Raw genomic sequence first — 16,427 nt, forward strand, 5'->3', positions numbered from 1 at the left:
TAGCAATAGAAGAAGCGAAAACAGCCCTTCTATTCCTATTATAAAACAAAAACAGCATGGAAAAAAAAGACTTAAAGCCGACTGGCGTATTCAAGTATTTCGAAGAAATCTGCCAAGTGCCACGCCCTTCGAAGAAGGAAGAGAAAATGATTGCCTACCTAAAGGCATTCGGAGCAAAACATAACCTGGAAACCAAGGTGAACGAAGCCGGCAACGTATTGATTAAAAAACCCGCTACTCCGGGAAAGGAAAATCTTCAAACCGTCGTATTGCAATCACATATCGACATGGTGTGCGAAAAGAACAATGACGTTCAACATGACTTCCTCACCGATCCCATCGAAACGGAAATTGACGGTGAATGGCTGAAAGCCAAAGGCACTACCCTTGGAGCCGACAACGGTATCGGTGTAGCTACCGAACTGGCTATTCTGGCTGACGACAGCATTGAACATGGTCCGCTGGAATGTCTGTTTACCGTAGACGAAGAAACCGGACTTACTGGAGCTTTTGCCCTGCAAGAAGGTTTTATGAGCGGTGATATTCTTCTGAACCTCGATTCGGAAGATGAAGGGGAAATCTTTATCGGCTGTGCCGGAGGTATTGACTCCGTTGCAGAATTTACTTATAAGGAAGTGGAAGTTCCTGCCGGATATTTCTTCTTCAAGGTGGAAGTGAAAGGTTTGAAAGGCGGTCACTCCGGTGGTGATATTCATTTGGGACGGGGAAATGCCAACAAAATACTGAACCGTTTCCTTTCACGCATGGCTGCCAGACACGATCTGTACCTTTGTGAAATCAACGGTGGTAACCTGCGTAACGCTATTCCCCGCGAGGCATACGCTATCTGTGCAGTTCCTGAAGATGCCAAACATGATGTCCGCACCGAACTAAATATCTTCACCAGCGAAATGGAAGACGAATTATCCGTTGTAGAGCCCGACTTAAAGCTGGTTCTCGAATCGGAAGCTCCCCGCAAAATGGCTATCGATCAGGATACCACTACCCGTTTATTAAAAGCTCTGTATGCAGCTCCTCACGGTGTATACGCCATGAGCCAGGATATTCCCGGACTGGTAGAAACTTCTACTAATCTGGCATCTGTCAAAATGAAGCCGAATCATGTCATCCGCATTGAAACCAGTCAGCGAAGCTCGATACTATCCGCACGCAACGATATGGCGAACACGGTTCGTGCCGTATTCCAACTGGCGGGAGCCAATGTTACGTTTGGCGAAGGTTATCCGGGATGGAAACCGAATCCCCACTCGGCTATCCTCGAAGTGGCAGTTGAATCTTACAAGCGCCTGTTTGGTGTAGACGCGAAAGTTAAAGCCATTCATGCAGGATTGGAATGTGGCCTGTTCCTTGATAAATACCCAACGCTGGATATGATCTCCTTCGGACCGACACTGACAGGTGTTCACTCGCCCGATGAACGGATGCTTATTCCTACTGTAGAAAAGTTCTGGATACATCTATTGGACATTCTGTCACATGTTCCTGCCAAGAAGTAAAAGACAGATAAATCAACAAGAAGAGTATGGTAACAGTCGAAAAAGAACAACTGTTGCCATGCTCTTTCTTACAATGAATTTAATAGCCGTAAGTTTCTTAGCTCCTTCTTATGTGATCGCACAAGATTCTCATGAAAGACAAAGTTATCACGCCACACAAGCCTCCTTTCAACAAGAAAAAATCCCTTTCCGCGTTGTAAGTTGGAACATAGAAAACCTGTTTGACACACACCACGACAGTCTGAAGAACGATCATGAATTTCTTCCCGACGCGATGCGTCATTGGAATTATAGCAGATATAAGAAAAAGCTGGTTGACGTTGCCCGTGTAATTACGGCTATTGGCGAATGGAGTCCGCCTGCATTGGTCGGACTATGTGAAGTAGAAAATGATACAGTACTTCGTGACCTGACCCGCCGTTCTCCTTTAAAAGAGCTTAGTTATCGTTATGTGATGACCAACTCCCTTGATTTAAGAGGAATTGACGTAGCCTTGCTTTATCAACGGGATTTATTCAAACTATTATCCTCTCGTTCCATTTCCATCCCTCCGTTGAAGCAATACCACCCGACAAGGGATTTGCTACATGTCAGCGGACTTCTACTGACAGGAGATACGCTCGACGTATTTGTCTGCCACCTCCCCAGCCGATCGGGTGGAGCCAAAGAATCGGAACCATATCGCTTATATGCAGCTCACATTCTGCGCATGGAAGTTGATAGTATTATGAATATTCGTTCTCTTCCGCAAGTCATTATTATGGGGGATTTCAACGATTACCCGACCAATCAATCCATTCGGAAAATACTAAAAGCCGAAGCGCCTCCTGTTACTGCCAATAACCTAGCCTCAACAACCAACCCCGCCAACAACTCAACAGTTGCCCCCTCCTCATTAAAACTATATCATCTACTCGCCCGGAAAGCAAAATCAAAAGACTTCGGTTCTTACAAATACCGTGGCGAATGGGGATTGCTCGACCACTTGATTGTTTCAGGCGCTTTATTAAATCAATCAAGTCACTTTTTCACCAGCGAAGAAAAAGCAAATGTGTGCCTTCTCCCCTTTTTACTGAAAGATGACGAAAAATATGGCGATAAAGAACCTTTCCGCACTTATAAAGGAATGAAATATCAAGGAGGCATCAGTGACCATCTTCCTATCTATACAGACTTTGAACTGATTCTATATTAACGTGAATTCGATATAAACATTTAGACTATCAATTTGAATATTAGGAACATAGTGATAAAAGTATTAAATTTATAGTTAACCATTATCAGGGAAGTACAAACGCCGTTACAACATGCTCTAACAAGGGAGAATTCTCACCGCTATGAGAATAGTTGAGAAAATACAATGCCTCATCAACGCCCATTAATCAATGTATTCAAAAGAAGGGATTTGATATTTTATTATTTTGTATTTTTCTATGAAGTTCATAATTCAACTTTTGTCATGCGACGGAAATTTCCTCCCAGTCTTCTACTGTCCGTGTGACGGATGAGAAGTTCACTCCGATACCAATCACTTTTCGCTTGTCTGCCAGATAAGGCTTGGCGTAGCCGGTCTTTTCTATTTGTTCCAACGCTTCCTGTGCCGTTCCGTCCATTTTGAATTCAAAGATATAGACGTAATCCTCCATCTCCAGTGTACAATCCACCCGTCCGTAGCTTTGGCGGTCTTCGCAATGGATAGCGATGCAATATACGCCTATCAGTCGAAGCAATAGATAAAAAGTATATTGAAAATGCTTTTCTGTTATATCTATATCTTTCAACGAGCCGTGGGAGTCATAAGGAATACTTGCCAAAAAAGAGGTGAGGGAACGGCGGAACGCGTCTGTATCACCTCGTTCAAGATCCATTACTGCATCTGTTATCCAACTCGTCACTTCCTTACTCTTCGGCTTCATATAATTGGCTGCCAACACGGAAAGGAATCCCTTCCGTACTTCGTTGTTTGGGAAATCGAGCAGATAAGTTCCCATTTTTTTATTATATTCTTTGATTGTGAGGTATCCGCTTTGAAAAATCATTGGTAGGGGCTGTTCCACATCCGCTTTATAGTCTATAAACATAGTTGGGTCGTAGAATTTTCCTGTTAGTTCGTTCATCTGTTCGCTACTGTGTTGTAGCAGACGTATCAAATAAGTCGGGGTACCGGTGGCAAACCAATAGTCACGGATTTCATTCATATCAAAGGCATTAAGTATGCTAAACGGATTATAGATGGCGGTCATGTTCGTACTAAAATGATAGCCATCGTACTGCCGTTTCAACCAGTTCTTCATTTCCTCCACCGTACATTCGTATTTAGTTGCCAATCGCGAGATGGGTTCTGCGAAGTATTTCTCCAATTCTTCTTGAGTGATTCCGCATAGTGATTCGTAGCGTTCATCCATACTAATGTCTTTTGGTTGGTTGAAGCCACTGAACACACTTACTTGTGAAAATTTCGTAACTCCTGTCAACAGAACGAATTTCAAGTATTCGTCAGCTCCTTTGAAGGTGGAATAAAAAGATTTCAGAATTTCCCTGTGATGGTCTTCAAGCAAAAGTTTCTCTCCTACATGGTTGCAGGTGTAAGTTCCGGTATCCAACACATCGAGAATGGGTTTGTCATATTCATCAATCAGTACTACCGCACGCTGTCCTGTCCGTTCATAAGCACGGCGGAGCAGTTCCTTGAAGCGGTCACCTATAGTAGTGTAGTTCAGATTTTTGCCATAGATGTCTTCCCAATTGCCTAAATACCCTTCAATAGTTGCTTCGAGCACTCCCGGTTGGGTGTATGGCCCACCGTTAAAGTCAATACGGAAAATAGGATATTGTAACCAGTCTTTTTCAAGGTCGGCAATTGCCAGTCCGTCGAAAAGTTCTTTCCGCCCCTGAAAATAACAGGCAAGTGTACTCACCAACAGACTCTTCCCAAAACGACGGGGACGACTCAAGAAATAGATTGAACCCGTTTGCACAAGGCTATAAACTAAGGCAGTCTTGTCTACATAAACAAAACCGTCTTCACGAAGGCGGTCAAAGCTCTGTATTCCAATAGGATATTTCATCTTTTTATCGGCTTTTTATGAATCACTAGACGAAGATACGTGAAAACAGGCATAAATACAAACGATTCCGGACATTATAAAACGAATTTTGTTATATTACTTAACATTTAATCCGAATACTGATAAACCTTCAAGTCAAACTTGGGAGCCATTGCCAGCAAATGGTCGAAGATGTCCGACTGAATACGCTCGTATTCTTTCCACACCTTATTGCGGGAGAAGAAATAAACCTGAATAGGTACTCCGTACATCGTAGCTTCTTTCTGACTGATAATCAGATCCAACTCCTGATTGACCACAGGCAGGCTACACAAATAGCGTTCGATATATACCCTGTACACTTGGGAATTGGTAGGAACGACTCCTTCTTCCGGCTGATAATCCGCCATTAATGGGATCTCCTTCCGGTAACGGTCCAGCATTTCCGAGGTACAGAATTGAAGTGTAGTCAAATCCAATGTTATATTCTTCATCACCCGCCGTCCTCCCGACTGTGTCATTCCCCGCCAATTCTGAAAAGGACTGCTCACTAATGTATAAGGAGGAACGGTGGAAATGGTATTATCAAAATTCTGAATCTTTACTGTATTCAGCGTTATCTCCTGTACAATACCGTTTGCGTCACCGGAAGGGAGCGTCACCCAGTCCCCCGGACGAACCATATCGTTGGCAGAAAGCTGGATACCCGCCACAAAACCTAGTATGGAATCTTTGAATACTAGCATTAAAATAGCCGCCGAAGCACCCAATCCCGCAAACAAAGTAGTCGGAGACTTATTCACGACAATAGCGATAATTACAATTCCGCCTACAAAGAAAAGAAGCACCTGCAACACCTGAATAAAGCCTTTCATCGGACGGTCTTTCATCGATTCTCTTCCGTCATAGATATCCATTATCATCAACAGAATTCCATTAATAGCCAATAGTAAAGAGAAAATTATATAAATGACACACGCTTTCTGGGAAATCAGCAACAACTCTTTTCCACGGATTAAAGCCATTGGCAACAACAAATAAACCAGAAAAGCCGGGATCGTATGAATCAAATGATGAAATACCTTGCGTTTCATTAACAACGTGTTCCATTGATGAGGTCTCCGCCTCGTATACTGTTTCATACCTCCGATAAGAATCGCTTGGCAGAGGTAATTCAGAACGATAGCAACCACTATCATCAGCAAAGCCATAATAGTCTCATCAAAACGATCGGCAACTACCGGATTTATTCCCCAGTTGATGAGGATTTCATTCATCCATTTTCCTAAATCTACTACTAACATAACTGCTGTCTTTTTCAATTAATAACAGCAAAATATTCATTTGGTTTAGACAGCCTCTCAGTATCTTTATTTCGCCTTTTGATATAAGAAGTCTGTTGCTTTCGCTAATGTTTCCGGTTTACCAATATCAATCAGGTGCAACTTTTCTGTCAAGCAACCACTATAGTTTACTTGCCGGCATGTGGCAAGATAAAAATCCATAATAGAGAATTTACCCTCCCAACAGGGAGAAGTCATCCATTGAAAAATGGCGGGCGAAAGAACATGGATTCCACTGAATGCATATTCTTGATAAAGAGAAGGATCATACTGAAAACCTTCCGGTTTCACCTGTTCCGTATCCTTGTTTATCCATCCGCAAAGTCTCTTGTCTGTATCAAAAAGAAGATAACGGGAGGTTTTACGTTGGCTGGCAAGCAAAGTGGCAACAGCACCGCTTTGTAGATGGTAGTCATATAAATCTTTCAGATTCACGTCTGAAAGAATATCTACATTGTGTATCAGGAAAGGTTCATCGGAATTTTCAAAGAAAGAACGGGCTTTCTTAACTCCCCCACCGGTGTCGAGCAACAGGTCGCGTTCGTCGGAAATATGTATGATAAGTCCAAAATTCTCATTGGCTTTCAAGAAGTCAAGTATCTGTTCGCCAAAATGATGGATGTTAATCACTATTTCTGTGAATCCGGCAGCTTTCAGTTTTAAAATCACATGTTCCAACATCGGACGTCCGGCTATGGGAACCAAAGCCTTCGGCATGGTATCGGTGAGCGGCTTCAGCCGGCTACCCAAACCGGCTGCAAATATCATTGCTTTCATTCTTTCGGTCACTTTCTTCTTTATATTTACTCTTCTTAGATTGTTGCCTCAAACGTATGCTCTATGTTCTGTTCCCGATGCACTAGTTCGACTTTCACACCAAACTTCTGATTCAGGTGCTCTGCCAGGTGCTGGGCTGAATAAACAGAACGATGCTGTCCGCCGGTGCAACCGAAGCAGACGGACAAATTGCTGAATCCGCGTTCCATATAACGTTTCACGGAGGCATCTACCAAAGCATAGACATGATCGAGGAAACGGAGTATTTCGCCATCTTCTTCCAAGAAAGTGATTACAGGTTCATCCAGTCCGGTGAACGGTTTGTAACGCTCATACTTGCCGGGATTATTCACGGCGCGGCAGTCGAATACATAACCTCCTCCATTGCCGGTAGAGTCATCAGGAATTCCTTTCTTATAGGCAAAGCTCATTACTTTGACGGTTAGCTGCCGCTTTTTCAGGTCGTCCGTGAATTGTTTCAGTCCGGTAAGCTCCCGCAAAACGTTACAGAGATACGGATATTCCGGATATTCTTCTTTCAACAATTCACGCAGGTTTTCGATGGCATAAGGAACGCTTTGGATAAAATGCGGTTTCTTTTCAAAGTAACCGCGGAAACCGTATGCTCCCAGCACTTGCAGCGTACGAAAAAGGACAAAGTGGCGAAGTTGGCTATAAAAATAAGATTCGTCAATCGGTTGGTATTTACGAAGAGCTTCCATATATTCTTGCAGCAGTTCTTTACGGAGGCTATCGGGATATTTCGCTTTCGCCTGCCACAGGAAAGAGGCTATGTCATAATAGAACGGACCTTTGCGTCCGCCCTGAAAGTCAATAAACCACGGTTCCCCGTCTTTTATCATCACATTACGGCTTTGAAAATCACGATACATGAAAGTGGCGGAAGAACTGCGGAGCAAGACACTGCTCATTTTCTGAAAATCATCTTCCAGTTTGTCTTCCTGAAACTCCATACCGGTAGCTTTCAGGAAGCAATATTTGAAGTAATTCAAATCCCACAGAATGGAGCGTTGATTGAACTCCGGTTGAGGATAACAACGGGAAAAATCAAATCCATCCGCCCCGACAAACTGAATAGCAGGAAGCAGACGAATCGTTTTGCGAAGCAACTCTTTTTCCTCTTCGGAAAAGACACTGGTAGCACGTCCTTTCTCTATGGCATGGAACAACAGAGTATCGCCCAAATCTTCCTGCAAATAACAGGTCTTATCTTCTGAGGCAATGCGCACTTCAGGAACAGGCAGTCCACATTTGCGGAAGTGTCCTGCCATATAAAGAAATGCTTCATTCTCATCTATAGAAGCCCCGTAGACTCCAATCAATGTTTCTATACCCGTCAACCGAAAATAACGGCGGTTGGAACCGGAAGACGGTAATTCTGTTATGTTTTCAGCGGGAACGCCCGTATATGACTGATAAAGTTTCTGTAGCTCTTCGGTAATCATAGTCGTATATTTTCGAGCAAAGATAGAAAATATAGTTAAATATTAGTATAAACCTGCCACACTAAATACAGTACGTTGAAAGGCTTTCCTAATCCTATCAACGATTTAACAGATAATGTACAGTTCGTGCGGATTCCCTTTTCCGTGAAATATTTGATAGCTTTAATGCCATCGGCAATACAGGGAACTTTGACTTCGATATGCGGATTGAGCGCGGCAAGTTCTTCGCCTTCACGAATCATTCCTTCATAATCGGTTGCTATCACTTCAACACTTATCAGCGAAGAGTTGGTAGTCACTCCGTCAAGCACTCTGAGGTCATAAGCCTCCAGGATTTGCTCTAGATTAGCTGTGTCAATAAAAAACTTCATACTCTTAATTTTTAATGGTTAACGATCTAATAGTCAAAGATAAGAATTTACTTCTATTCATCTCTGATTAAGCAATCGTAATTGACGAATCAAAATATACATCCTGAATGGTATTCAATAATTCTACTCCTTTAGGCATAACCTCTTTTTTAATGTATAACTTTTCTATTTTTTCTTTCCCTGATTGGCTACCGCTTCCATCAGTTTTCTGATCTCTTCTGGGTTTCCCAGGAGATACCCCGCAGGCTATTACCATGAGCCACAACTAATAAAAATCGACACCTGTCCAGCCTGTGAAGCGGTTTTCTTTATTCCATGCACTCTCTCCGTGACGAAGCAATACTATCTTTTTCATTTCTAAAATTCCCCTTTCTTCTTTTTGCATATACAACAGATTGTTTCTTCACAAAGTTCACTAGAAAACAAATAGTTGTCAATACCCAGAAATAATGATTCTTTCTGCAAAGAGGCGGGATGTAATAATCAGGGACATAAAAAAATACCCTCCTCTAATTCTAAGCTTGCATTATGAATGTAATCATTCTATTTTCCGCCACGACAATTTTATCGGCTGTTTTTCAGCCGATAAAATAAAAATGCCCGCAAGAAAATATTTTTGTTTTAACATTCCGGTTTATAAAAACATGGTAGAAGAGTCTTCTTGTCGCAGTCCTTACCATGAAGAATACATTCGAACAGGTGCTTCAGGTAATCCTGAGGGTCTATGCCATTAAGCTTACAGCTTTCTATCAGAGAGAAGATGAATGCCGAGTTTTCTGCCGCATCCTCACTGCCTATGTTCATACAGTTCTTGAGCAACAGCTTTACCGGTTTCATCCTTTGTTCACAGAGGTTGTTCGATATTTCCGCTGCACCGTCCTTGAGGATATTTCTCAGGGACTTCCACTGGTTTAACGTATAATTGACAGCCTTTCTCATCAGTTCGTTAGCCATAATCTTCGCATCCTGCATCATCATGACCACCTTATGATGGATACTTTCAAGGATCGGTCCTGTAAGCTTCCGTCTTTTCCCCTTTATCTGCTCACCGCTGAGCTTCATGGTGCGGAACAGATCTTCATTCATGAACATATCGCCGATGGAGTCTATTATCTCCATCGCTGTCCTGTCCGAAGGCAAGGCGTCAACCCACAACCTTCTGCAGTGCGTCCAGCATCCTATATGAAGCACCTTTGAGTCTTCTCCATCAAACATTCTGTAAACCGTATATCCGTCAGTGGAAAGGGTCCCCATAAAATGTTCCAGGAACGACTTCGCCGCATCGGATGACCTGCTGCCGTTGTTATAGTGGTAATAGACCATCTTCATATGCTTTGCAAAGAATGCCCATAAGTACTTTCTCCTGTAAGCCTTGCCTTCCTTTGTTTCGACGCCTACAAGTTCGGTCGTCTCATCAACCATAAGATATTCAGCCTGCTGTACAAACCCCTTGAATACCTCTCCGATAAAACCCTTGAGTTTGGCGATTCCGTTATGGATATAGCTGTTCAGTGTGGTGTTGCTTATGTGGATGCCCTCTCTGGCAAGCAGTCTTATCTGCCTGTTCTCCGGCATGCTGAAGTCGTATTTCAGACAGAGCAGACGGGCAAGCAGTTCAGGAGAGAAGATGCCTCCAAGGTCTTTCAGCGGATGTTCCATCGTGTTCGCGAAAGTGCCGTCTGCAAGCTTTACCCTTGCCACCTTATACACATGCTCCACGTTATGAGCCCTTACATGTTCTATAACCCTGTATTCCCACACATCAGGCATACCGTTGCGGTTCATGAACCGTCCTCCTTCGGGAAGCGTGTAATACTCGTCCACTTCATGTACTACCACTTTGTCAACTTTCAATTTGGTTCTCACGGCACGTGGTGCAGTTTCCTTTCTTCTTGAAGGTTGGCTGTCCTGTGCAGGTGTGCTACCAGAAATGGTACTGCTGCCGGTTTCGTTACCGTCAGCCTTATCGTTGTCATCATCCTTTCTGTCAGAACCGTCATATTCGGACTTATGCAGTGCAGACCTGTCAAGGTTACGGTTGTTCAGCAGTTTTCTTTGCTCGGATGTACGGCCGAAACGGTGTTTCCTGCTGTCCTCAAGCTGAAGCCTGAGATTGGATATCTCGTTTGCCAGCATCCGGTTCACCTCGTCTTTCGCTTCAAGCTGCTTTCTCATAAGCTCCATTTCTTTTCGATAGTTCTCGACTGTTACGGATAATTCATTGATTGTATCAACCAGAGCCTTGGAGTTCTCCTTATTGGATTCTTCAATGGCCTTAAGCCTCGCAATCAGTTCGTTTACCTGTTTGCGAAGCCCTGCCTTTTCCTCATTCGCCAGACCCAACTGGCAGCAAAGTAACTCGTATGCCCTTTCATCAATCATGATATAAAGGTACGAAAAATCAGGCAGTTACGCAAACTTTTTATCGTTTATTTTTATATCATTTTACTGATAATCAATATATTAATATTAATCTTTTGAACTAACGTACATCTTGTCAACTACAATACTTTCCGTAAGATAGGCCATGTCTGACCATTGTATCCGGTAGCATTTGGAGACCTCATCAAATACCGGTTTCTTGAACTTTCCCATGACAGGACGTTTCTCGTAAAGCACATAAAAACCGCGTTCATAATGAAGTATCTTCACAACCTTCCGGTTACGGGACATGAACATATAGACGTTGGAGGCATCGCTCGGGTCAAGTGACATCTCTTCCCTTATACTCTCACACAGACGGAAAATACCTTTCCGCAGATCAACATTACCGTTGAACAGGTAATAGTTCAGGTTAGCACTCAGTCCCAGCATGTCATCCTATCATTTTATTAAGCAACAAGCTCAAATCAAGAACTGTGGTGTTTCTCAGGAACAGCGTTGCGCCTGATGCCAATTGTAATTTTACCCATCTTATCGGAGCTTCACCTTCGGGCTGTCTCACTTCCATTTTCACGGTTGGACTGTTGCAGGGATTGCCGGTTATCTGGACTTTGGCAACCTTGGGGTGATCAACCTGAACTGTCTTGCCTAACTTCTCACTCCATAGCTGGTGGCGCTGCCAGTTCATGAACTTATCGTAATTCACTCCATAATCCGCACAGAACTCGCGAAGGTCTTTGGTTTCGCAGCACAGCTGATAGAGGTCGTACACCTCCTGGTAGTTTACTTTTTCTTTTGCCATAATCTTTGTTAGTAATTGGTTATGGCGCAAAGATATGCTGGGTTGCGATGCGTGTCAAGGCGGAAAATAGAATGGTTACATTCATTAGCGTGCTCATGCAGACTTAATGGGATAAACTCATTCGATTACTTCAAAGACATACTGAACAAATTTATTGAGATTAAACCAAACACTGACAAAAAGGTGATAAGGGAACTGTTACCGGATAAATGGAAGAAGTAACGACATCGCGGAGACGCTTACTATAAGTGCGTGAAGGGTGTGAAGGGTTATTTACTTTGTTTTTCCTACTTCCATTCACCATAAATATTTGATTTATAACCATTCAGCTAAAGTATAAAACAAGTGAAGAGCAGGATTCCACATTAAACTGTAATAAGTAAAAAGACACTCAATCGTTTACGGAGTATTTTTAAAGCCCGGGCAATATGGGTTCTGACTGTATTATCACTGATATTTAATATTTCACTAATTTCCGCACATTTCTTTTCATTCAGAAAAAACTCTTCCACTACTATGCGCATTTGCGGCGCCATCTGGCGGATACTCTCCTGCATCCGGTCTATTTTATCTTCGTAGTCCCGATACTCTTTGGCAGTCCAACCGCTATAAAGTTCTTCCAAGTATCTTTCCGCATTCCGGTTCACTACATTCTGATGACGTATGTGGTCAATGCAACGGTTTTTCACCATGACATAGAATAAAGGCAGCAAATCAGTCTTCCCTTCAAACTGCTCGCTGTTTTCAAGTACTGAGCAAAACACATCGCTCAATACATCCTTTGCGCTTTCTCCGTCATTCAGCAGATTATATGCATGAATATAGAGCTTTTGCCAATATTTCCTATACAATACAGCTATGGCATTTTGGCTACTATTCATATCTTTGTGGTTACTTTTTGCATTTAATTAAGCACAAAGATAACTAAATAACACAAAAAGCAATCAATTCATTAAAAAATATTAGAAATCATATTCTAATATATTAACGTATCATTCCTTTTCAAGAAGATGTGGTTTGTAATCGTATCCGGAAGTTCTGATTCATAATGCGTTACCATAATCATCGTCTTATCTTTACGCTTGCAGAAGGCTTCGATCACCTTTTTGACCCGACGACGATTGTAAGTATCCAGTCCATGAAGCGGCTCGTCCAAAATCAGCAATTCCGGATCTTTGACGAAAGCACGTGTCAACAGAGCCAGACGTTGCTCCCCACTGGAAAGCTGCAAGAAAAGTTTGTCTCTCAAACCGGCAATGCCGAATATATCCATCCACCATTCACAGATAGCCATCTGCTCCGGTTGAGGACGTTTATACAGACCGATACTGTCATGCAGACCGCTAGCTACGATTTCAATAGCCGGCAAATTTTTGAGATAAGCACGATGCATCTCCGGACTTACATAGCCAATGTGTTTCTTGATTTCCCAAATACTTTCTCCTGTTCCGCGTTTACGTCCGAAAAGACTGATGTCGCAAGCATACGATTGCGGATTATCCGCACAGACAAGACTCAACAATGTTGATTTTCCAGCACCGTTTTCGCCACTCAATGCCCACTTTTCTCCACGAGATACTGTCCAGTCCAATTCTTTCAGAATGGTTCGATCACCATAACGGATGCTGACTTTATTCAGTTTTACCACTTCATCCGAATCGTAATTGTTGCCATCATAAGGCAAGTTTATAATTCGCTGCTGCAAGTCATCGAAAGAGGTAGTCACATCTCTGCTGCGAAAAGCGTACAGATAGGCTTCACGTTCCATTTTAGGAAAGACTTCCATCTTGTCCACGGGAATGACATGAGTGATAAATGAGGGTATATCATCCATCATGGAAAGTACCAGAATGATCTGCACAGACGATATTTTCGTCAGGCGTTCGAGCAAAGTGAATAACAATTCGCGTGTAGAAGCATCCAATCCGATAAATGGATTATCCATTATTAAGACACGGGGAGCTGTTAATAAGGTTTTGGCAAGTTGGAATTTACGCAATTCACCACTGGAAAGAAGAATGATTTTTTTATCAAGTAACGGCTCGATACGGAAGAGTTCAAACAGTTCATGTTGCAGTTGTTCGTCTTTGATTTCTCCCAACATTTCACGAACATCGGGAGCCTCATCCTGATCGTGAGCATTCCAACGCTGCTGATAGTAGTAATTGATATCAGCCGCTCCATAAGTATCGCGAAAGGCAATGTATTTCACATTATCATAAAGAGTTTGGGTGGCAGAAGGGGAAAAATCATATTGTACAGTCCCTTCACGCAATGGATATTTTCCGATGAGAGTGTCTACAAAAAGACTTTTACCACCACCGTTGGGACCTACAATGGCTATGTGTTCGTTCGCTCCGATAGTTGCCGTGATAGGTTTGGCTAAACGCACAAGCGGGTTGCGTGCTACGCCCCCCGCCATGCAGAATGTATTTTGACTCATATTTTTTTATTCTGTTTCGTTATTGCCCGCAAAGGTAACAATTTCATCATAAAAGTCGCCTATACACAAACACATTCTTATCATTTCTGTTGATTGGATATCTTTAGTTCATAAAAAAACAAAACGTCTTTTATTTAGTAAATCCATAAAGAGGACATTCAAAATTGGTTATATCGAGTTGATATTCCATCATGTCTTTCAACTCGTGTACCGGACGTTCAAGTTCATAGGGTATCGGTTGCTTGCTGAATTGCCCGAAGTAAAGCAAACAAGCATCCCGCCACCAGACTGCATCACGTGACTGAATCTTCAAACGATGTCGTACTTCCTGAAAACGTTCGGAATCGATATATGGCTCCATAGTATCCCACACTTTCTGAAAGTTTCTCACTTCTTTTACACCGCGGTCATACGCATGACACATTTCTGCCCAAAGCGTACGTCCACTCTTCATCTGATGGTTCCAGGAAGCATGGTGAAACCAAAGAAGCAGGTTTTCCGGGCAAGTATCCACGTTGTCCAATTCTTCACACAGCGGGGAATGATATTGCCCGGCAGCATTACTTCCCGTACTGCTACGGTCGAAACCGATTCCTAAACTGTCAGCACGGTGATAATAGGAAGGCATCCAGTCGGGACGGGCACCGGGAATATCGCACCAAGGTTCCGGTCCGTAATGATGCCCCCAGGCAAAAATATGATGTAAGCCAAGCGGCATCATATAGTCCACCACTGCTTCTCTTGACTTTTGAAGAACTTGAGAATTGAGTAGAGAAAGTTGAGAGAATAATTGTTCTTTCTCTTTTTGCACAACTTTTGCTGTTAAAAGATTGGCCTGTGCATCAATGACCGGAAGAAAAGTCTGCCTCAACCATTCTTCACCTATCTGCTCGGAAGAAAGCGAATGTTTCCATGCCAGACGACCGAAAGCATACCAGTTGGCTTGGGCAAAAGGATGTCCGCACCAATTAGGATCATCACCGATATTGGCAACACCGGCAATAGCAGTCAATGGATGGGGGAACAAGGAACCGTCCGTCACACGGGCAATGGTGGAGCCTTCACCTTGCATATATGTATCGCTATCCAGACATTCTTTCCACATAGGTGCAAGAAAAGCAAGATGGTTAGAAAAGCCGAGATATTCCTGTGTTATCTGGAATTCGGGCATAACCGCTGTTTTCTTCATTGCTCCAAACAACGGACTGAATGGTTCGCGAGGTTGGAAATCAATCGGGCCGTTCTTTATCTGTACAATGACATTATCCCGGAATTTTCCGTCCAAAGGCTCAAATTCAAGATAGGCTTGTTTGGCACGGTCGCTGTCGGTAGGCGAGTATACGAAAGCACGCCACATCACGATGCCGTGATAAGGTTTCAATACATCGGCAAGTATATTAGCTCCTTCGGCATGAGTACGCCCGTAGTCACACGGTCCGGGTTGTCCTTCGGAGTTTGCTTTCACCAAAAAGCCTCCGAAATCGGGTATCAGCGAATAAATATCTTTGGCTTTTTTCTTCCACCAGGCAATCACCTCTTTATCCAACGGATCGGAGGTGGATAAACCACCTAAAGCTGCCGGGGAAGAAAAGTTAATTGAAAGATATATTTTCAAACCGTAAGGACGGAAGATGTCTGCCAAAACTTTGACTTTCTGCAAATAATCATCAGATAGTATCTCAGGACTTGCATTGACATTGTTTATCACAGTAGCATTAATACCGATGGAAGCATTGGCACGTGCATAAGCTTCATAACGAGGAGAAACAACAGAAGGAAGTTCGTCCCATTTCCAAAGCGAATGTCCGGCATAACCACGTTCGATTGTACCGTCCAGATTGTCCCAATGATTCAAGACGCGAATCCGGTAATCCGGTTTTTCGGAGACATTTAAAGACTTCAATGTTGATTCGGATAATTGCCCGGTGGCTTGCAGACGAAGCAGATGATAAGCTCCGTAAAGTATTCCTTGCTCACCGGAAGAAGTGATTGTCAGGTGTTTACCATCTTTAGAAGCGCGAATGATGTATCCATCATTTCCTAATGCACGCAGTTCCTTATTTTTCTGTATTTCCAGCGTTATGGGGATTCCTCCCTGCCAGAAGTTCCGCAATTCGGAAACGGCGATATTTAATGTGGGAGACTGTTTCTTATTCATTATTATCGCTTTTGCTCCCGTTGGATAACGAAGCCACAAAGCGCTCCCATCTTCCGCATGAATAGAGAAACAGCTAAAAAACAGGACAAATGTCAATATAGATATAATCCTCATAAGTAAT

Annotated in this window: 12 protein-coding genes and 2 pseudogenes; 2 read left to right on the forward strand and 12 right to left on the reverse strand. The window is 42.9% G+C overall.

Features of this window, described 5'->3' with window-relative positions; all coding sequences use genetic code 11:
• Nucleotides 1–56 precede the first annotated feature (56 nt).
• Both A4V03_RS12445 and A4V03_RS12450 read left to right on the forward strand, forming a co-directional pair.
• Nucleotides 57–1,517: an aminoacyl-histidine dipeptidase gene (locus A4V03_RS12445; protein WP_065539116.1), complete on the forward strand. Its 1,461-nt coding sequence runs from the start codon at nt 57–59 to the stop codon at nt 1,515–1,517.
• A complete protein-coding gene (locus A4V03_RS12450; protein ID WP_065539117.1) occupies nt 1,498–2,712 on the forward strand; it encodes an endonuclease/exonuclease/phosphatase family protein in 1,215 nt (404 codons plus the stop codon). Before A4V03_RS12445 ends, A4V03_RS12450 begins: the two co-directional genes overlap by 20 nt.
• 262 nt (nt 2,713–2,974) lie before the next feature.
• Here the strand turns inward: A4V03_RS12450 and A4V03_RS12455 are convergent, their stop codons facing one another.
• The 12 genes and pseudogenes from A4V03_RS12455 to A4V03_RS12515 form a co-directional block, all read right to left on the reverse strand.
• Nucleotides 2,975–4,585 carry an ATP-binding protein gene (locus A4V03_RS12455; RefSeq protein ID WP_065539118.1) on the reverse strand — a complete coding sequence of 537 codons (1,611 nt, stop codon included), beginning with the start codon at nt 4,583–4,585 and terminating at the stop codon, nt 2,975–2,977.
• 107 nt (nt 4,586–4,692) lie between these two features.
• Nucleotides 4,693–5,868, reverse strand: a complete 1,176-nt coding sequence (locus A4V03_RS12460; RefSeq protein WP_065539119.1) for a mechanosensitive ion channel family protein — start codon at nt 5,866–5,868, stop codon at nt 4,693–4,695.
• Nucleotides 5,869–5,934: 66 nt separating this feature from the next.
• The gene (locus A4V03_RS12465) at nt 5,935–6,684 is read right to left on the reverse strand and encodes a nucleotidyltransferase family protein (RefSeq protein WP_065540411.1); all 750 of its coding nucleotides are present in this window, start codon (nt 6,682–6,684) and stop codon (nt 5,935–5,937) included.
• A gap of 35 nt (nt 6,685–6,719) precedes the next feature.
• On the reverse strand, nt 6,720–8,150 hold the full coding sequence (locus A4V03_RS12470; protein ID WP_065539120.1) for a RapZ C-terminal domain-containing protein: 1,431 nt from the start codon (nt 8,148–8,150) through the stop codon (nt 6,720–6,722).
• 113 nt (nt 8,151–8,263) lie between these two features.
• Nucleotides 8,264–8,521 (reverse strand): annotated as a pseudogene (locus A4V03_RS12475) (transaldolase family protein); the annotation flags it as partial.
• A gap of 274 nt (nt 8,522–8,795) precedes the next feature.
• A pseudogene (locus A4V03_RS20805) lies at nt 8,796–8,876 on the reverse strand (histidine phosphatase family protein); the annotation flags it as partial.
• A gap of 266 nt (nt 8,877–9,142) precedes the next feature.
• Nucleotides 9,143–10,903 carry an IS66 family transposase gene (tnpC, locus tag A4V03_RS12485; protein ID WP_065539123.1) on the reverse strand — a complete coding sequence of 587 codons (1,761 nt, stop codon included), beginning with the start codon at nt 10,901–10,903 and terminating at the stop codon, nt 9,143–9,145.
• Nucleotides 10,904–10,990: 87 nt separating this feature from the next.
• Nucleotides 10,991–11,335 (reverse strand): IS66 family insertion sequence element accessory protein TnpB, encoded by a 345-nt coding sequence (gene tnpB / locus A4V03_RS12490; protein WP_065538204.1) that lies wholly within the window; start codon nt 11,333–11,335, stop codon nt 10,991–10,993.
• Between the two features lies 1 nt (nt 11,336).
• Nucleotides 11,337–11,705 (reverse strand): hypothetical protein, encoded by a 369-nt coding sequence (locus A4V03_RS12495; RefSeq protein ID WP_065538241.1) that lies wholly within the window; start codon nt 11,703–11,705, stop codon nt 11,337–11,339.
• A gap of 365 nt (nt 11,706–12,070) precedes the next feature.
• Nucleotides 12,071–12,586: an RNA polymerase sigma factor gene (locus A4V03_RS12505; RefSeq protein WP_008026044.1), complete on the reverse strand. Its 516-nt coding sequence runs from the start codon at nt 12,584–12,586 to the stop codon at nt 12,071–12,073.
• 95 nt (nt 12,587–12,681) lie between these two features.
• Complete coding sequence (locus A4V03_RS12510; protein ID WP_065539125.1) at nt 12,682–14,148, reverse strand: ATP-binding cassette domain-containing protein; 1,467 nt, start codon at nt 14,146–14,148, stop codon at nt 12,682–12,684.
• Nucleotides 14,149–14,278: 130 nt separating this feature from the next.
• Nucleotides 14,279–16,420 (reverse strand): alpha-glucuronidase family glycosyl hydrolase, encoded by a 2,142-nt coding sequence (locus A4V03_RS12515; RefSeq protein WP_065539126.1) that lies wholly within the window; start codon nt 16,418–16,420, stop codon nt 14,279–14,281.
• Between the last annotated feature and the right edge of the window lie 7 nt (nt 16,421–16,427).

Source organism: Bacteroides caecimuris (genome assembly GCF_001688725.2).
In the GTDB taxonomy this organism is placed as follows: domain Bacteria; phylum Bacteroidota; class Bacteroidia; order Bacteroidales; family Bacteroidaceae; genus Bacteroides; species Bacteroides caecimuris.

Excerpts from the sequence above, each read along its gene's own strand:
- tnpC (WP_065539123.1), bottom strand. The coding sequence starts at position 10,903 with ATGATTGATGAAAGGGCATACGAGTTACTTTGCTGCCAGTTGGGTCTG.
- A4V03_RS12455 (WP_065539118.1), bottom strand. The coding sequence starts at position 4,585 with ATGAAATATCCTATTGGAATACAGAGCTTTGACCGCCTTCGTGAAGAC.
- A4V03_RS12510 (WP_065539125.1), bottom strand. The coding sequence starts at position 14,148 with ATGAGTCAAAATACATTCTGCATGGCGGGGGGCGTAGCACGCAACCCG.
- A4V03_RS12465 (WP_065540411.1), bottom strand. The coding sequence starts at position 6,684 with ATGAAAGCAATGATATTTGCAGCCGGTTTGGGTAGCCGGCTGAAGCCG.
- A4V03_RS12495 (WP_065538241.1), bottom strand. The coding sequence starts at position 11,705 with ATGGCAAAAGAAAAAGTAAACTACCAGGAGGTGTACGACCTCTATCAG.
- A4V03_RS12505 (WP_008026044.1), bottom strand. The coding sequence starts at position 12,586 with ATGAATAGTAGCCAAAATGCCATAGCTGTATTGTATAGGAAATATTGG.
- A4V03_RS12515 (WP_065539126.1), bottom strand. The coding sequence starts at position 16,420 with ATGAGGATTATATCTATATTGACATTTGTCCTGTTTTTTAGCTGTTTC.
- A4V03_RS12470 (WP_065539120.1), bottom strand. The coding sequence starts at position 8,150 with ATGATTACCGAAGAGCTACAGAAACTTTATCAGTCATATACGGGCGTT.
- A4V03_RS12450 (WP_065539117.1), top strand. The coding sequence starts at position 1,498 with ATGTTCCTGCCAAGAAGTAAAAGACAGATAAATCAACAAGAAGAGTAT.
- A4V03_RS12460 (WP_065539119.1), bottom strand. The coding sequence starts at position 5,868 with ATGTTAGTAGTAGATTTAGGAAAATGGATGAATGAAATCCTCATCAAC.
- A4V03_RS12445 (WP_065539116.1), top strand. The coding sequence starts at position 57 with ATGGAAAAAAAAGACTTAAAGCCGACTGGCGTATTCAAGTATTTCGAA.
- tnpB (WP_065538204.1), bottom strand. The coding sequence starts at position 11,335 with ATGCTGGGACTGAGTGCTAACCTGAACTATTACCTGTTCAACGGTAAT.